The sequence below is a fragment of the Streptomyces sp. NPDC015532 genome, assembly GCF_043078065.1.
In the GTDB taxonomy this organism is placed as follows: Bacteria; Actinomycetota; Actinomycetes; order Streptomycetales; family Streptomycetaceae; genus Streptomyces.
This window is the reverse complement of record NZ_JBIBSY010000023.1, coordinates 1-19,776: the sequence shown is the minus strand read 5'-3', so window position 1 is coordinate 19,776 and position 19,776 is coordinate 1. Positions and strand designations below refer to the sequence as shown.

The following is a 19,776-nucleotide window of genomic DNA, read 5'->3' as shown; positions in this document are numbered from 1 at the left end:
TTCCCCTAAAGCTGATCCGATGCAGCGGCGGAGCGCGGCTGCGGGACCGAAACTAGGGTCACACCGCAACTTGTTGCCGCCCGGTCGAACCGATCGCCTGTGCCGTGGCCGGCATGGTGCGGTGCCTTTTCATTCTCTGTGCGGGTGGGTGGAGTGCAATATGGTCGAGTCCGAGCTCAGCGGAATGGTGAATCGGTCCGGTTCGGCTTCGGCGGATTCGGCCGATGGTATAGCTGTCATCGGCTTGGCGTGCCGACTGCCGGGGGCCGCCGACCCAGCCGCCTTCTGGCGGCTGCTCAGCGAGGGCGCGGACGCGATCACCGACGTCCCCCCGGACCGGTGGGACGGGGCCGCGGTGGGTGACGCCGACCCGTCCGCACCCGGCAGGACCGACATCCGACGGGGAGGATTCCTCGACCGCATCGGCCACTTCGACGCCGGGTTCTTCGGAGTCTCCCCCAAGGAGGCCGCCGCCATGGACCCGCAGCAGCGGCTTGTGCTGGAGCTGGCCTGGGAAGCGCTGGAGGACGCGCACGTGCGTGCCGGGACGCTGCGCTCCACCCGGACCGGGGTATTCGTCGGCGCCATCTGGGACGACTACGCGACCTTGCACCACCGCTCCGGGCTCACCGCCATCTCTCCGCACACCGTCACCGGCCTGCACCGCAGCATCATCGCCAACCGGGTCTCGTACTTCCTCGGGCTCAACGGCCCCAGCCTGACCGTGGACTCCGGTCAGTCCTCCTCCCTGGTCTCGGTCCACCTCGCCTGCGAGAGCCTCCGCGAGGGCGAATCGACGATCGCCCTCGCGGGCGGCGTGAACCTCAACATCGTTCCCGATAGCGCCATGGGCGCCGCCAAGTTCGGCGGCCTGTCCCCCGACGGCCGCTGCTTCACCTTCGACGCCCGCGCGAACGGCTACGTCCGCGGCGAGGGCGGCGGCATCGTCGTGCTCAAACCTCTCGCCCGGGCCGTCGCGGACGGCGACCCCGTCTACTGCGTGATCCGCGGCAGCGCGGTCAACAACGACGGTGGCGGCGACGGGCTGACCGTGCCGCTGCAGGCGGGGCAGGAACAGGTGCTGCGTCTCGCCTACGAGCGGGCCGGGATCGACCCCGCCCACGTCGGCTACGTGGAGTTGCACGGCACCGGCACCAAGGTCGGCGACCCCGTCGAGGCAGCCGCGCTCGGCGCAGTGCTCGGTGCGGGACGCGAGCGCGGCCGCCCACTGCGGGTCGGCTCGGCCAAGACCAACGTCGGCCACCTGGAGGGTGCCGCCGGCATCACCGGCCTGCTGAAGGCCGCCCTGTCGCTCAGCCACCGCGAACTGCCCGCCAGCCTCAACTTCGAGACGCCGAACCCGGCGATCCCCCTGAACCGGTTGAACTTGCGGGTGCAGACCGAGCACACGTCGTGGGAGGGCCGGGAGGACCGCCCGCTGCACGCCGGCGTCAGCTCGTTCGGCATGGGCGGCACCAACTGCCACATCGTGCTGGCGGAACACCGGGCGACCGCGGCGGGCGCGGCCGCGGAGGCGGGTACGAGCGCGGCGCCGACCCTCTGGCCGCTGTCCGCCAGGACCGCGTCCGGGCTGCGCGCCCAGGCCGCCGCCCTGCTCGCACACGCCGAGGCGCACCCCGGTCTCGTCCTGCCCGACGCCGGCTGGTCGCTGGCCACCGGCCGCACCGCCTTCGAACACCGGGCGGTCGTCGTGGGCGAGGATCGCGACGACTTCTTGCGCGCCCTGCGAGAGCTGTCCACCGGCGGCATCGACGCCGCACTGACCACGGGCCGCACGGACCGCACGGGCGCGCGCGGCGAGCTCGCCTTCCTCTTCTCCGGCCAGGGCAGCCAGCGAGCCGGCATGGGACGCGAACTGGCCGAGGCCGTACCCGCGTTCGCCACCGAGCTGGACGAGGTGTGCGCCCACCTCGACCCCTTGCTGCCGCGGCCGCTGCGCGAGGTCATGTTCGCCCCCGAAGGCACCGAGGTAGCGGCCGAACTCGACCGGACCCTCTACACGCAGACCTCGCTGTTCGCCCTCGAGGTCGCCCTGTTCCGGCTTCTGGAGAGCTGGGGCATCACCCCCGGCGTGCTCGTGGGCCACTCCATAGGCGAACTCGCCGCCGCGCACGTCGCCGGCGTCCTCTCGCTCGCCGACGCCTGCGCCCTCGTGGCCGCGCGCGGGCGTCTGATGCAGGCGCTGCCCGTCGGCGGCGTCATGATCGCCGTCCAGGCCACGGAGGACGAGGTCCGCGCCCGCATCGGCGACCGCACGGACCGCGTGAGCATCGCCGCCCTGAACGGACCGGACTCCGTCGTCGTCTCCGGCGACGAGGACCTCGCCACCGGGATCGCCGACGCCTTCGCCGCCCTGGGCCGCAGGACCAGTCGGCTGAGGGTCAGCCACGCTTTCCACTCCCCGCACATGGAACCCATGCTGGCGGAGTTCCGCGACGTGGCCGAGGGCCTCACCTTCCACGCCCCGCGCATCCCGATCGTGTCCAACGTGACGGGCCGACTGTCAGAAGAGCCCTCGGAGTACGAAGGGTGCACGGCCGCGTACTGGGTCCGCCATGTGCGCGACGCGGTCCGCTTCGCCGACGGCATCGCCCGCCTCGACGAGCAGGGCGTCCGCACCTACCTGGAGCTCGGCCCGGGCGGCGTGCTCACCTCCATGGCCCGCGCCGGCGCTGACAGCGAGTCCCTGTTCGTCCCCGCCCTGCGCGCCCGTCGCCCCGAGGCGCAGGCCCTGCTTGCGGCAGTCGCCTCGCTGCACGTCCATGGCGTGGAGCCGGACTGGGACGCCCTGTTCGGCGGCGGGCGGGACGCACACCGCAAGGTCGCACTGCCCACCTACGCGTTCGAACGGCAGCGGTACTGGCTGGACGGCGACACCACGTCGTCCGTCGCCACCACCGGCTGGGCTCTCGCGGCTCCGGAGCCGGACGCCATCGCCATCGCCGAGACCCACAGCGCGCCCCTCGGAGCCCTGGGCCGACGGCTGTCCGGACTGCCCCGGTCCGAACGCGACGAGGCCGTGCTCGACCTGGTCCGCGTACACATCGCCGCCGTCCTGGGCCACGCCGAAGCCCGCCAGGTCAAGACCGAGTGGACGTTCAAGGATCTCGGCTTCGACTCGCTCAGCTCGGTGGAACTGCGTAACCAACTGGGCGAGGCCACCGGCCTGCGCCTGCCCAGCGGGCTGCTGTTCGACCACCCGACCCCTGCCGCGCTCGCCCGCCACCTCGCCGCCCGGTCCCTGGGCGGCGCGGACACGGCGGCCTCCGCGTCCGCGACGTCGGCCGACCCCGACGAGCCCATCGCCATCGTGGCCATGAGCTGCCGTCTGCCCGGCGGGGTGAGTTCCCCCGAGGACCTGTGGCGGCTGGTCGCCTCAGGTGGCGACGCCATCTCCGGATTCCCGGCGGACCGCGGCTGGGACGCCGAAGCGCTCTACGACCCGGAGCCCGGGACGCTCGGCAAGTCCTCGACGCGGCACGGCGGCTTCCTGCACGAGGCGGCCGAGTTCGACGCCGGCTTCTTCGGCATCAGCCCCCGCGAGGCCGCCGCGATCGACCCGCAGCAGCGGCTGGTCCTGGAGACGTCGTGGGAGGCCTTCGAACGGGCCGGCATCGACCCGGCCACGCTACGCGGGAGCCGGGCGGGCGTGTTCATCGGCGCGGCGGCACAGGACTACGGCCCCCGGCTGCACGAGCCGGCCGACGGCATCGAGGGCTACCTGCTGACCGGCACGACGACCAGCGTCGCCTCGGGCCGCGTGGCCTACTCCTTCGGCCTCGAAGGCCCGGCGGTCACCGTGGACACGGCCTGCTCGTCCTCGCTGGTGGCGCTGCACCTGGCCGTCCAGTCGCTGCGGAGCGGCGAGTGCACGATGGCCCTGGCCGGCGGCGTCACCGTGATGTCCACGCCCGGCATGTTCGTGGAGTTCAGCCGCCAGCGCGGCCTGTCGGCGGACGGCCGCTGCAAGGCGTTCGGCGCCGGGGCCGACGGTACGGGCTGGGCCGAGGGTGTGGGCATGCTGCTGGTGGAGCGGCTGTCCGACGCCCGGCGCAACGGTCACCGGGTGCTGGCCGTCGTGCGGGGCAGCGCGGTGAACCAGGACGGCGCGTCGAACGGACTCACGGCGCCCAACGGACCCTCCCAGCAGCGCGTCATCCGCCAGGCCCTGGCGGCCGCCGGACTCGCGCCCGCGGACGTCGACGCCGTGGAGGCGCACGGTACGGGCACGCGGCTCGGCGACCCGATCGAGGCAGAAGCCCTCATCGCCGCCTACGGCCAGGGACGGGACGGCGACCGGCCGTTGTGGCTGGGCTCGCTGAAGTCCAACATCGGCCACGCCCAGGCCGCGGCGGGCGTGGCCGGTGTGATCAAGATGGTCATGGCGATGCGGCACGGCGTGCTGCCGCAGACCCTGCACGCCGATGAGCCGACGCCGCACGTGGACTGGTCGGCCGGTGATGTCCGGCTGCTCACCGAGGCCGTGGAGTGGCCTGCGACCCACGCGCCGCGGCGTGCCGCCGTGTCGTCCTTCGGCATCAGCGGCACCAACGCCCACGTCATCGTCGAACAGGCCGCGACGAGCGACGAGCCCGCCCGCGAGACGGCCGTCACGGGACCGGTGCCGTGGGTGCTGTCGGCGAAGAGCGATGGGGCGCTGCGGGAGCAGGCGGGCCGGTTGCTGTCCTTTCTGGACGCCGATGGCGTCGATGGCGTCGGGGGCGCTGGGGTTCGGCCGGAGGATGTGGCGTTCTCGCTGGCGACGTCGCGTGCGGTGCTGGAGCGCCGTGCGGTGGTGGTGGGGGAGGAGTTCGGGGAGTTCCGGCAGGGGTTGGAGGCGCTTGTTTCCGGTGCTGCTGTGGTGGGTGGTGCCGTCGGGGGCAAGGTCGGGTTCCTGTTCTCGGGTCAGGGTTCGCAGCGGGTCGGTATGGGCCGCGGACTCTATGACGCCTTCCCGGTGTTCGCCGCCGCCTACGACGAGGTGTGCGCACATCTTGAGGTCACGCTCGACGTCGACGCGGAGGAGTTGAACCAGACGGGTTGCACGCAGCCGGCGTTGTTCGCTGTGGAGGTGGCGCTGTTCCGGTTGCTGGAGTCGTGGGGTGTGCGGCCGGATTATGTGGCTGGTCATTCGGTGGGTGAGATCGCGGCCGCGCATGTGGCGGGTGTGTTGTCGCTCGGGGATGCGGCGAGACTGGTGTCGGCGCGGGCCGCGTTGATGCAGGCGTTGCCCGCGGGCGGGGCGATGGTGGCGGTGCAGGCGTCCGAGGACGAGGTGCTGCAGTATCTGACCGACGGGGTCGGGATCGCGGCGGTCAACGGGCCTCGGTCCGTGGTCGTTTCCGGTGCGGAGGACGCGGTTGCGGCGATTACCGAGGTGTTCGCTGCGCAGGGTCGTAGGACGTCCCGTCTGAAGGTCAGTCACGCGTTCCATTCGCCGTTGATGGATCCGATGCTGGAGGAGTTCGGGGAGGTCGTTCGCGGTCTGGCGTTCAGTGAGCCGCGGATTCCTGTGGTCTCGAACCTCACCGGCCTGCTGGCCGAGGCGTACACGCCCGAGTACTGGGTGCGGCACGTCCGTGAGGCGGTCCGCTTCGCCGACGGCATCCAGACTCTCCACGAGCTGGACGTGACCACGTTCGTGGAGATCGGTCCCGGAGGTGTCCTCAGCGGCATGGCGCAGGGCTGTGTGGACGAGGTGGTCACCGTCCCGCTGCTGCGCGTCGACCGCCCCGAGCCGCAGGCCGTCGTGACCGCGCTCGCCGAACTGCACGTCAGCGGTGCCGAAGTGGACTGGCACGCCTTCTTCCCCGGCGCCCGGCGCGTCGACCTGCCCACCTACGCCTTCCAGCGCGAGCGCTACTGGCTCGACGTGCCTCAGGCGACCGCCGGCGCCCCGGAGGCGATGGACGCCGAGTTCTGGGACTCCGTCGAGAGCGAGGACCGGGCATCTCTCGGTGCGCTCCTGGGGCTGGAGCCCGCCGAACTGGGCGTGGTCGCACCCAAGCTGGCCGCCTGGCGCCGGCAGCGGCGCGAGCAGTCCACCGCCGACGGCTGGCGCTACCGGATCACCTGGCAGCCGCTCGGTGACATGGTCGGGGCCGCTCCGTCGGGGACCTGGCTCTACGCGGTCTCCGAGGAGACCGCGTGGACCGAGGCGATCCGCGCCGGGCTAACGGAACTCGGCGTCGCGCTCGTACCGTTCGTCGTGGGCGAGGACACCGACCGCGACGTGCTCGTCCGGGCCTTCGCCGACGCCGGGCACGAGCAGGCCGACGGCATCCTGTTCGCCGCAGCGCAGGGAGAAGCGGGGGCTGATGCCCTCCAGCGGCTCGTTTTGTTGCTCCAGGCCCTCGGCGACGCCGGGATCGAGGCCCCGCTGTGGTGTCTGACCAGCGGCGCGGTGTCGACCGGCACGACGGACCTGCTGACCGACCCCGTCTCCGCCCAGCTCTGGGGCCTGGGCAGGATCGTCGCCCTGGAACAGCCGCAGCGCTGGGGCGGGCTCGTCGACCTGCCTGCCGAGCTCGACTCCCGTGCGCTGGAGCGACTGGCCGGCGTGCTGGCCCAGGCCGACGAGGACCAGCTCGCCGTACGCGCCTCCGGAGTGTCCGGCCGCCGCCTCGTGCGCGCGCCGCACAGCACGGAACCCGCGGACGCACCCTGGTCGCCGCGCGGCACCGTGCTCGTGACCGGTGGTACGGGGGCGCTGGGCGGACACGTGGCCCGCTGGCTCGCCGGTGCCGGTGCCGAACACCTGGTGCTCACCGGCCGCCGGGGCCCCGACGCCCCGGGCGCCACCGAACTCAAGGCGGAGCTGGAGGAGTTGGGCGCCCAGGTCACCGTCGTCGCGTGCGATGCGGCCGACCGCGACGCGCTCGCCGAGTTGTTCGGCCGGCACACCGTGAACGCCGTGGTGCACACCGCAGGCGTACTCGACGACGGTCTGGTCGAATCGCTCACGCCCGAGCGCCTCGACCACGTGCTGCGCCCCAAGGTGGACGCAGCGCTCAACCTGCACGAGCTCACCCGGGACCGCCAGGACCTCGACGCCTTCGTGCTCTTCTCCTCGATGACCGGTGTCTGGGGCAACGGCGGCCAGGGCGCCTACGGTGCCGCGAACGCCTTCCTCGACGCCCTCGCCGAGCAGCGCCGGGCGCAGGGCCTGCCCGCGCTGGCCGTTGCCTGGGGATCCTGGGCGGAAGGAGGCATGGCCGACGGCGCCGCCGGTGACCATCTGCGGCGGCGCGGCGTACGGGCGATCGCGGCCCTTCCCGCGATCTCCGTGCTGCACGGTGCGCTGACCCACGGCGAAACCTCCTTGACCGTCGCGGACGTGGACTGGGACCGCTTCGTCCCGGCCTTCGCCGGCACGCGCCCCTGCCCGCTGCTGCACGGTGTACCCGAGGCCCGCAAGGCCCTCGAAGTACGCGCCCAGGCCGCGCGGAATGCCGAAGTGCCCGCGTCCGCGCTGGTCCAGCGCCTCCTCGGCGCCACGCCGGGGGAGCAGAGCCGCATCCTGCTGGACCTGGTCCGCGAGCTGGCCGCCATGGTGCTCGGCCACACGGGCAAGGGCGCCTTCGAAGCCGACCGGACGTTCCGCGAGACCGGCTTCGACTCGCTCACCGCCGTCGAACTGCGCCACAGGCTCAACACGGCCACCGGCCTCAAGCTGCCCACCACCTTGGTCTTCGACCACCCGACCCCCACCGCCCTCGCCCGTCACCTGGGCGTGGAACTCCTCGGCCGGCACGGGCCGGCGGCGGACGCCGCGCAGGCGACGGCCGCCGCCGCGGCCGACGAGCCCCTCGCGATCGTCAGCATGAGCTGCCGCTTCCCCGGTGGCGTCCAGTCGCCGGAGGACCTGTGGGAGCTGCTGAGCTCCGGCCAGGACGCGATGTCCGGCTTCCCCACCGACCGCGGCTGGGACATCGACGCGCTCTACGACCCCGACCCCGACCGACCCGGCAAGACGTACGCGCGCGAGGGCGGCTTCATCCAGGGCGCCGACCGCTTCGACGCCGGTCTCTTCGGGATCTCGCCGCGCGAGGCGCTGGCCATGGACCCGCAGCAGCGGCTGCTGCTGGAGACCGCGTGGGAGGCCTTCGAGCGCGCCGGTATCGCCCCCGCCTCCGTCCGCGCCAGCCGCACCGGTGTCTTCATCGGCACCAACGGTCAGGACTACGCCAACGGACTGCGCAATGCGCCCGAGGAGATCGAGGGGTACGCGCTCACCGGCAAGGCGGCCTCGGTCGTCTCCGGACGCATCTCCTACACGTTCGGCCTGGAGGGTTCGGCGGTCACGGTCGACACGGCGTGCTCGTCGTCGCTCGTGGCCCTCCATCTCGCCGCGCAGGCCCTGCGGAGCGGCGAGTGCACGATGGCCCTGGTCGGGGGCGTCACCGTCATGACCACGCCGGACCTGTTCGTGGAGTTCAGCCGGCAGCGCGGTCTGTCGCCCGACGGGCGGTGCAAGGCGTTCGCGGCCGGTGCCGACGGTACGGGTTGGGGCGAGGGCGTCGGTCTGCTGTTGTTGGAGCGGTTGTCCGACGCCCGTCGGAACGGCCACGAGGTACTGGCCGTCGTGCGGGGGAGTGCGGTGAACCAGGACGGTGCGTCCAACGGTCTGACCGCGCCGAACGGTCCCTCGCAGCAGCGGGTGATCCGGCAGGCGCTGGCGAACGCCGGGCTCACGCCGGCCGACGTGGACGCCGTCGAGGCGCACGGCACGGGCACGAGGCTGGGCGACCCGATCGAGGCGCAGGCGCTCCTCGCCACGTACGGGCAGGAACACTCCGACGATAGGCCGTTGTGGCTGGGCTCGGTCAAGTCCAACATCGGTCACACGCAGGCCGCCGCGGGTGTCGCCGGTGTGATCAAGATGGTGTTGGCGATGCGGCACGGCATGCTGCCGCAGACGCTTCATGTGGACGAGCCGACCGCGCACGTCGACTGGTCGGCGGGCGCCGTGCGGCTGCTGACCGAGCCGGTGCGATGGCCCGGGACCGCCAGGCCCCGCAGGGCCGCGGTGTCGTCCTTCGGCATCGGCGGCACCAACGCGCACACGATCATCGAGGAGGCGCCCGCCGCGGCCGTGGCCGACCCGGCCCGGGAACACCACCCGGTGCCCGTGCCGTGGGTGCTGTCAGCGAAGAATGAAGTGGCGCTGCGGGCCCAAGCGGAGCGTCTACTGGCCTTCGTGACCGACGGTGTGTCGCCCGTCGACGTCGGATTCTCGTCGGCCACGACGCGGTCGGCGCTGGAGCACCGGGCTGCGGTGATCGGCACCGACCCGGTCGAGTTGCGGGCAGGTCTTGAGGCCCTCGCGGCAGGCGAACCGGTGGCGAACGTCGTCGCCGGACGCGCTCACTCGGCGGACAAGGTCGGGTTCTTGTTCTCGGGTCAGGGTTCGCAGCGGTTGGGGATGGGGCGTGAGCTGTACGCGGCGTACCCGGTGTTCGCGGCGGCGTACGACGAGGTGTGCGCACATCTTGAGGTCACGGTCGATGTTGGTTCGGATGAGTTGAACCAGACCGGTTGCACCCAACCGGCGTTGTTCGCCGTCGAGGTGGCGCTGTTCCGTCTCCTCGAGTCGTGGGGTGTGCGGCCGGATTATGTGGCTGGTCATTCGGTGGGTGAGATCGCGGCCGCGCATGTGGCGGGTGTGTTGTCGCTCGGGGATGCGGCGAGGTTGGTGTCGGCGCGTGCCGCGTTGATGCAGGCGCTGCCTGCTGGTGGTGCGATGGTGGCGGTGCAGGCGGCCGAGGACGAGGTGCTGCCGCATCTGACCGACGGCGTCGGGATCGCGGCGGTCAACGGGCCTCGGTCCGTGGTGGTCTCCGGTGCCGAGGATGCCGTGCTGGAGATCGCCGAGGCTTTCACCCGACAGGGCCGCAAAACATCTCGGTTGAAGGTCAGTCACGCGTTCCATTCGCCGTTGATGGATCCGATGCTGGAGGAGTTCGCGCAGGTCGTTCGTGGTCTGGCCTTCGATGAGCCGCGGATTCCGGTGGTCTCGAACCTCACCGGTCGCCTGGCCGAGGCGTACACCCCGGAGTACTGGGTGCGGCACGTGCGTGAGGCGGTCCGCTTCGCCGACGGTGTGCGGACCTTGCACGATCTGGGTGTGGGCACGTTCGTGGAGATCGGTCCGGGCGGTGTGCTGAGCGGTATGGCGCAGGGCTGCGCGGACGACATCGTCACCGTCCCCGTACTCCGGGCCGACCGTCCCGAGCGGCAGGCCGTCGTGACCGCGCTCGCCGAACTGCACGTCAGCGGTGCCGAGATGGACTGGCACGCATTCTTCCCCGGCGCTCACCGCGTTCCCCTGCCGACCTACGCCTTCCAGCAGCAGCGCTACTGGCTCGATCCCCCCGCCTCGGCCGGTGACCTGCGCGCGGTGGGGCAGGGCGAAGCCGGTCACCCGCTCCTCGGCGCCGCCGTGCCGCTGGCCGACGGCGACGGACACCTGCTCACCGGACGGCTCTCGACGCACACGCACCCGTGGCTGGTGGACCACGCCGTCAGTGGGGTCGCGCTCCTGCCGGGAACCGCGTTCGTCGAGCTGGCGATCACCGCTGCCGACGCCGTGGGCTGTGACCTGTTGGAAGAGCTGACATTGGAGACACCGCTGCTCGTGCCCGAGCGCGGCGGCGTCGCCCTGCAGGTGCGCGTCGGCGCCGACGACGGCTCGGGCCGCAGGCCGCTGACCGTGCACTCGCGGATCGACGACGGGGACGCGTACGCCCACGAGGACGACTTCGAACGGGTATGGGTCCGGCACGCCTCCGGCTCGCTGACCGTCGCCACGGGAGGGCCAACGGACGGCTCGCTCACCGCGTGGCCGCCCGTGGGTGCGGAGCCGGTCGACGTCGACGGGTTCTACGACCGCCTCGCCGACATGGCGCTCGACTACGGCCCCGTCTTCCAGGGGCTGCGTACCGCGTGGCGGAGCGGGGACGACTTCTTCGCCGAGGTGGAGCTGCCCGGCACGGAGCGGACGGACGCCGGGAAGTACGGACTGCACCCCGCCCTGTTCGACGCCGCCCTGCACTCCGTCTGGCTGGGCGCGGTCGAGCCTGAGGCCGGGACGGGGAACGGACTGCTGCCGTTCGCCTGGAGCGGCGTGCGCCTGGCGGCTGCCGGAGCCTCCGACCTGCGGGTGAAGGTCTCGCGCGTCGGCACCGGCACCTCCGCGGTGTCGCTGGTACTGGCCGACGGCACCGGTGAACCGGTCGCGCAGGTCGACTCGCTGACGCTGCGCCCGGCGCCCGCCGACCAGTTGCGCGCCGGTTCCGGCAGCGACGACGCGGTCTTCGGCCTGGAGTGGACGCCGTTCGGCCTGCCGTCCGCGCCGGACGGCATGAGGATCGAGACGTACGAGGATCTCGCCGCGCTCCGTTCCACTGACTCGCCGGCGGACAGCGATGCCGCAGCCGGCGCCGGCGCCGGCGCCGATGCCGTGGTCGTGCCCTGCCCGACCGGGACCGGTGCGGACCTGGCCACCCGGATCCGTGAGGTCACCCACGCGGTGCTGGAGCTGGTGCAGTGGTGGCTTGCCGAGGAACGTCCGGCGCGCCTGGTGCTGGTGACGCGTACGGGAGACCTCGCCCAGTCGGCGGTCCGCGGACTGGTGGGCTCGGCGCAGACCGAGAACCCCGACCGCATCGTGCTGGTGGAGACCGCCGGTGATGCCCGTGCCGACGTCGTCAGCGGTGTTGACGGCACCCGTCTTGCCCGCGTGCTGCCCGGCCTGATCGCGTCGGGTGAGCCGCAGGCCGCGGTGCATCCGGACGACGAGGTCCGGGTACCGAGACTGGTCCGCTTCGCCGCGCCGAACGCGGAGCCGGAGCTGCCCGGCCTCGGCTCCGGCACCGTTCTGTTGACCGGCGCGTCGGGCGGGCTGGGCGGACTGTTCGCCCGGCACCTGGTCGCCGAGCACGGCGTCCGCAGTGTGCTGCTCGTCAGCCGCCGCGGCGGCGACGCACCCGGCGCGGCCGAACTCACCGCCGAGCTGACCGCGAACGGCGCCGACGTCACCTGGGCCGCGTGTGATGTGGCCGACCGCGACGCCGTGCGTGCACTCCTGACCGGCCCCGGGCAGAGCCTGTCCGCGATCGTCCACACCGCCGGCGTCCTGGACGACGGAATCATCGGCTCACTGACCCCCGAGCGGCTGGACGCCGTGTTCCGTCCGAAGGTGGACGCGGCGCTGAACCTGCACGACCTGGCGGGCGAGCTGTCCGGCTACCTGTCCGCGTTCGTGCTCTTCTCCTCGGTGGCGGGCACCCTCGGCACGCCCGGCCAGGCGAACTACGCCGCTGCCAACACCTTCCTCGACGCCCTCGCCGAGCACCGCCGTTCCGTGGGCCTGCGGGCCACGTCGCTGGCCTGGGGCCTGTGGGCGCAGGACAGCGAGAGCGCCATGACCGGCAGCCTCGACCACACCGATCTCACCCGCATCAAGCGGATGGGCCTCGCCGCGATCCCGCCGACGGACGGCCTGCGGATGTTCGACACGGCACTGGCCATCGATCGGGCGGCAGTCGCCCCGATCCGGCTCGACACGTCCGCCTTCCGTGACGGACCGGGGCAGCCCGTGCCGCCTGTCCTGCGCGGACTGGTGCGGGTCGCGCCGGTGCGGCGCACGGCGCGGACCGCGCCGAAGGGGTCGCTGGGTCAGCGGCTGGCCGGGCTGCCGGAAGCCGAGCGCGAGCACGTGGTGCTGGACCTGGTGCGTACCCAGGTCGCCGCCGTGCTCGGGCACGCCGTCGCACAGTCGGTCGGCGCGGACGACTCGTTCAAGGACATCGGGTTCGACTCGCTGACCGCCGTCGAACTGCGCAACCGGCTCAACTCGGCCGTCGGTATGCGCCTGCCCGCCACCCTGGTCTTCGACCACCCGAACCCGCTTGCCCTCGCCCGCTTCCTCACCACCGAAGCCGCAGGCGCCGACGAGGCGGCGGCGGTCGTGCCGGCGACCCTCTCCACGCCCACCGGAACGGCGGACGAGCCGATCGCGATCGTGGGCATGGCCTGCCGCTACCCCGGCGGCGTGCAGTCGCCCGAGGACCTGTGGCAGCTGGTGTCCTCCGGGGGCGACGCCGTGTCGGGCTTCCCCGAGGACCGCGGCTGGGACGTGGAGCGGCTCTACGACCCGAACCCCGACCAGTGGGGCACCAGCTACACCCGAGAGGGCGGCTTCCTGCACGACGCGGCGGACTTCGACGCCGAGTTCTTCGGGATCTCGCCGCGTGAGGCGCTGGCGATGGACCCGCAGCAGCGGTTGCTGCTGGAGACGTCGTGGGAGGCGTTCGAGCGGGCCGGGATCGACCCGGCGACGGTACGGGGCAGCAGGACCGGTGTCTTCGCCGGCGTGATGTACCACGACTACGGCGGCCGCGTGCACACCTCACCGGCAGGGCTGGAGGGCTACCTCGTCAACGGCAGCGCGGGCAGCGTCGCTTCGGGGCGTGTTTCGTACACGTTCGGGCTCGAGGGGCCGGCGGTCACGGTGGACACGGCGTGCTCGTCGTCACTCGTGGCCCTCCACCTTGCCGCGCAGGCACTGCGGAGCGGTGAGTGCTCGATGGCCCTCGTCGGCGGCGTCACGGTGATGGCAGGCCCGTCCGTGTTCGTGGAGTTCAGCCGTCAGCGGGGCTTGTCGGCGGACGGCCGGTGCAAGGCGTTCGCGGCCGGTGCGGACGGTACGGGTTGGGCCGAGGGTGTGGGCATGCTGCTGGTGGAGCGGCTGTCCGACGCCCGGCGCAACGGTCACCGGGTGCTGGCCGTCGTGCGGGGCAGCGCGGTGAACCAGGACGGCGCGTCGAACGGTCTGACGGCTCCGAACGGACCCTCGCAGCAGCGGGTGATCCGGCAGGCGCTGGCCAATGCGGGTCTGTCTTCGGAGCAGGTCGATGCGGTGGAGGCGCACGGTACGGGGACGAAGCTGGGTGATCCGATCGAGGCGCAGGCGCTGATCGCCACGTACGGTCAGGAGCGTTCGGAGGGGCGGCCGTTGTGGCTGGGCTCGCTGAAGTCGAACATCGGCCACGCCCAGGCGGCGGCCGGTGTCGGTGGTGTGATCAAGATGGTCATGGCGATGCGGCACGGCGTCCTGCCGCAGACCCTGCACGTCGACGGCCCGACGCCGCACGTGGACTGGTCGGCCGGTGATGTCCGGCTGCTCACCGAGGCCGTGGAGTGGCCGGTGACCGACGCGCCGCGCCGAGCCGCGGTGTCCTCCTTCGGTGTGAGCGGAACCAATGCGCACGTGATCGTCGAACAGGCGCCTGGTGTGGCGGAGGATTCCCCGGCTTCAGCTTCGGCTTCGGCCTCGGGTGCGGTGGTGCCGTGGGTGCTGTCGGCGAAGAGCGATGGGGCGCTGCGGGAGCAGGCGGGCCGGTTGCTGTCCTTTCTGGACGCCGATGGCGTCGATGGCGTCGGGGGCGCTGGGGTTCGGCCGGAGGATGTGGCGTTCTCGCTGGCGACGTCGCGTGCGGTGCTGGAGCGCCGTGCGGTGGTGGTGGGGGAGGAGTTCGGGGAGTTCCGGCAGGGGTTGGAGGCGCTTGTTTCCGGTGCTGCTGTGGTGGGTGGTGCCGTCGGGGGCAAGGTCGGGTTCCTGTTCTCGGGTCAGGGTTCGCAGCGGCTGGGGATGGGGCGTGAGCTGTACGCGGCGTATCCGGTGTTCGCCGCCGCGTACGACGAGGTGTGCGCACATCTTGAGGTCACGCTCGACGTCGACGCGGAGGAGTTGAACCAGACGGGTTCGACGCAGCCCGCGTTGTTCGCCCTCGAGGTGGCCCTGTTCCGGCTTCTCGAATCGTGGGGCATCCGGCCGGATTACGTGGCTGGTCATTCGGTGGGTGAGATCGCGGCCGCGCATGTGGCGGGTGTGTTGTCGCTCGGGGATGCGGCGAGACTGGTGTCGGCGCGGGCCGCGTTGATGCAGGCGTTGCCCGCGGGCGGGGCGATGGTCGCGGTGCAGGCGGCCGAGGACGAGGTGCTGCCGTATCTGACCGACGGGGTCGGGATCGCGGCGGTCAACGGGCCTCGGTCCGTGGTCGTTTCCGGTGCGGAGGACGCGGTTGCGGCGATTACCGAGGTGTTCGCTGCGCAGGGTCGTAGGACGTCCCGTCTGAAGGTCAGTCACGCGTTCCATTCGCCGTTGATGGATCCGATGCTGGAGGAGTTCGCGCAGGTCGTTCGCGGTCTGGCCTTCGACGAGCCGCGGATCCCGGTGGTCTCGAACCTCACCGGCCGACTGGCCGAGCCGTACACCCCCGAGTACTGGGTGCGGCACGTCCGTGAGGCGGTCCGCTTCGCCGACGGCGTGCGGACCCTGCACGAGCTGGGCGTGACGACCTTCGTGGAGATCGGCCCCGGCGGTGTCCTCAGCGCCCTTGCCGAAGGCTGCTTCGACGACGGCACAGACATCGTCACCGTCCCCGCCCTGCGCGCCGACCGCCCCGAGCCGCACGCCCTCGTCACCGCCCTAGGGCGGCTGCACACCCACGGCATCTCCCCGGACTGGCAGGCGCTCTTCTCCGGCGCCCGGCACGTCGACCTGCCGACCTACGCCTTCCAGCGCGAGCGCTACTGGCTCGACGTTCCCCAGACGGCCGGTGACGTCCGGGCCGCCGGCCTGGAGGCGGCGGACCATCCGCTGCTCGGGGCCGCGATTGCCACGGCCGACAGCAACGGGATCCTGCTCACCGGACTGATTTCCCTCAAAACCCACCCGTGGCTCGCCGACCACGCCGTGAACGGGACCGTTCTGCTGCCCGGCACCGCGTTCGTCGAGTTGGCGATCCGGGCGGGCGACGAGACGGGATGCGGCTGGGTCGAAGACCTCACCCTCGAGCTTCCCCTGGTCGTGCCCGAGCGCGGTGGCGTCACCCTTCAGGTGGCTGTCGGTCCGGAGGACGAGTCCGGCCGGCGGCAGCTGAGCGTGCACTCGCGCGTCGACGACGGTTCGTGGCTGCGACACGCGACGGGTGTGCTGTCCTCGGCAGAGGCACCGTCCGCTGCGGACCTCGGCGCGTGGCCGCCGGCGGGTGCGGATGCCGTCGACCTGACCGGGTTCTACGAGGGCATGGCCGCTGCGGGCCTGGACTATGGTCCGGTCTTCCAGGGGCTGCGCTCGGTGTGGCGCGCCGGGGACGACGTCTTCGCCGAGGTCGAGCTGCCGGACGAGTCGGCTGCCGAGGCAGCGGAGTTCGCCCTGCACCCGGCGCTGCTGGACGCCGCCCTGCACGCACTGGCCGCCGGTGGGCTGGTGGCGCTGGACGAGGGCCCGGTCCTGCCGTTCGCGTGGTCCGGCGTCGCCGTGCAGGCTGCCGGTGCGGCGATGGCGCGGGTGAAACTGTCGCGGACGGCCACCGGTTCGGTGACGCTTGCCGTGGCCGATGGCACCGGTGACCCGGTGGCCTCGGTCGAGTCGCTGTCGTTGCGGGCCGTCTCGGCGGAGCAATCGCGCGGTGCCGGTGGCGGCGATCAGCTGTTCGCGCTGGAGTGGACGCCGTTCACCCTTCCCTCCGCCACCGACGCGCTGGTGATCAAGACTGTCGCGGACTTCGACGCACTGCGGGAGTCGGAAGGGGCACCGGACGTCGTCGTCGTTCCGTGCCCGGCGGGGTCCGGTACGCAGACCGCCGACCGTGTGCGCAGCGTCGCGAGTGAGGTTCTGGCGCTGGTGCAGTGGTGGTTGGCGGAGGAGCGTCCTGGGTGTTTGGTGCTGGTGACGCGTCCGGGCGATCTGGCTCATGCCGCGGTGTGGGGGCTCGTGCGGTCCGCGCAGTCGGAGAACCCGGACCGGATCGTGCTGGCGGAGGCCGAGGACACCGATGAGGCGGTCGGTGTGCTGCCCGCCGTGCTCGCTTCCGGTGAGCCGCAATTCGCGGTCCGCGACGGGGAGGTGTTCGTACCGCGCCTGGTGAAGGCCACCGGGACCGCCACCGGCACGCCGGACTTCGGCTCCGGCACCGTCCTGCTGACCGGCGCGTCCGGTGCGCTGGGCGGGCTGTTCGCCCGGCACCTGGTCGCCGAGCACGGTGTGCGCAGTCTGCTGCTGCTCAGCCGTCGCGGCGCGGACGCACCCGGTGCGGCCGAGCTGGAGGCCGAACTGGCCGCGTGGGGCGCCGAGGTGCGTTGGGCGGCCTGCGACGTGGCCGATCGGGACGCCCTCGCCGAGGTGCTGTCCGGCACGCCGGTGACGGCCGTGGTGCACGCGGCCGGCGTCCTCGACGACGGAGTGATCGCCGCGCTCACCCCGGAGCGCATGGAGAAGGTGCTGCGCCCGAAGACCGACGCCGTGCTCAATCTCCATGAACTGACGAGCGACCTGTCGGCGTTCGTCGTCTTCTCCTCGGTGTCCGGAATCCTGGGCAGCGCGGGACAGGGCAACTACGCGGCGGCGAACACCTTCCTCGACGCCTTCGCCGAAGCCCGCCGCGCCCGGGGGCTCCCCGCCACGTCGCTGGCATGGGGCCTGTGGGAGCAGGGCAGTGGCATGGCCGACCGTCTCGACCAGGCGGACCTCGCCCGGCTCAAGCGGGTGGGCCTGGCCCCTATGGCCGTCGACGAAGGACTGCGGCTGTTCGACGCGGCACTGGCCCTGGACCGGGCCGTCGTCGCCCCGCTGAGGCTGGACCTGGGCGGGCCGCAGAGCACGGTGCCGCCGGTCCTGCGAGGGCTGCGCGGCCCGGTACGGGGCACCGCGCGGCGCACGGCGAGGACCGCGCCGAAGGGATCGCTGGGCCGGCGGCTGGCCGGGCTGTCCGAGGTCGAGCGCGAGCAGGTGGTGCTGGACCTGGTGCGTACCGAGGTCGCCGCCGTGCTCGGCCACGCTTCGGCCCAGGCCGTCCAGCCGGAACACGCTTTCCAGGACGCCGGTTTCGACTCGCTCACCTCGGTGGAACTGCGCAACCGGCTGAACACGGCGACCGGGCTGCGGCTCCCCGCGACCATGGTTTTCGACCACCCCACGCCCGTCGCGCTCTCCCGCTTCCTGCTCGCCGAGACACTGGGCGTCCAGGAGCAGTCCGAGGCCGCGGTCGCCGCGGTGACCGGAACGGCGGACGAGCCGATCGCGATCGTGGGCATGGCCTGCCGGTTTCCCGGTGACGTGCGGTCGCCCGAAGACCTGTGGCGCCTCGTCGCCTCCGGCGGCGACGCGGTCTCGGGATTCCCCGAGAACCGCGGCTGGGACGTCGAGAACCTCTACGACCCGGACCCCGACCGTTCGGGCAAGTCCTACGTGCGCCACGGCGGCTTCCTCCACGAGGCCGCCGAGTTCGACCCGGCTTTCTTCGGGATCTCGCCGCGTGAGGCGCTGGCGATGGACCCGCAGCAGCGGTTGCTGCTGGAGACGTCGTGGGAGGTGTTCGAGCGGGCCGGGATCGACCCGGCGACGGTACGGGGCAGCAGGACCGGTGTCTTCGCCGGCGTGATGTACCACGACTACGGCGGCCGCGTGAAGGCGGCTCCGGAGGGCATGGACGCCTACCTGGGCAGCGGCAGCGCGGGCAGCATCGCCTCCGGCCGGCTCTCGTACACGTTCGGGCTCGAGGGGCCGGCGGTCACGGTGGACACGGCGTGCTCGTCCTCGCTGGTGGCGCTGCACCTGGCGACCCAGTCGCTACGCAGCGGCGAGTGCTCGATGGCGCTGGTAGGTGGTGTGACCGTCATGGCGACTCCCTCGACGTTCGTGGAGTTCAGCCGTCAGCGGGGCTTGTCGGCGGATGGCCGGTGCAAGGCGTTCGCGGCCGGTGCGGACGGTACGGGTTGGGCCGAGGGTGTGGGCATGCTGCTGGTGGAGCGGCTGTCCGACGCCCGGCGCAACGGTCACCGGGTGCTGGCGGTCGTTCGCGGTACGGCGGTGAACCAGGACGGCGCGTCGAACGGTCTGACGGCTCCGAACGGTCCGGCGCAGCAGCGGGTGATCCGGCAGGCGCTGGCCAATGCGGGTCTGTCTTCGGAGCAGGTCGATGCGGTGGAGGCGCACGGTACGGGGACGAAGCTGGGTGATCCGATCGAGGCGCAGGCGCTGATCGCCACGTACGGTCAGGAGCGTTCGGAGGAGCGGCCGTTGTGGCTGGGCTCGCTGAAGTCGAACATCGGCCACGCCCAGGCGGCGGCCGGTGTCGGTGGTGTGATCAAGATGGTCATGGCGATGCGGCACGGCGTGCTGCCGCAGACCCTGCACGTCGACGGCCCGACGCCGCACGTGGACTGGTCGGCCGGTGATGTCCGGCTGCTCACCGAGGCCGTGGAGTGGCCGGTGACCGACGCGCCGCGCCGAGCCGCCGTGTCGTCCTTCGGCATCAGCGGCACCAACGCCCACGTGATCGTCGAACAGGCGCCCGCCTCTGCGGAGTTGCCGCCCGTGTCCGACACCGGCGCGGTCGTACCGTGGGTGCTGTCCGGCAGGACGGAGGCGGCGCTGCGGGCACAGGCGGAGCGTCTGCTGTCCCTGGCGACGGCTACGGCCACGGATCTGCAGGCGGCCGACATCGGGTTCTCGCTCGCCACCACACGCTCGGCCATGGAGTACCGGGCCGCCGTGGTGGGGGAGCACCGGGATGAATTCCTGGAAGGGCTCCGTGCGCTGGCCGCAGGGTCTCCGTCCAACCGGGTCCTCCTGGGTGAACCGGGCACCAGCGGCAAGGTCGGGTTCTTGTTCTCGGGTCAGGGTTCGCAGCGGTTGGGGATGGGGCGTGAGCTGTATGCGGCGTATCCGGTGTTCGCGGCGGCGTA

The 19,776-nt window shown here is 72.3% G+C and carries 1 protein-coding gene; it reads left to right on the top strand.

Features of this window, described 5'->3' with window-relative positions:
- Positions 1–160: 160 nt before the first annotated feature.
- A partial coding sequence (locus ACF07B_RS39715) for a type I polyketide synthase (protein ID WP_392182517.1) occupies positions 161–19,776 on the top strand: 19,616 nt, incomplete at its 3' end.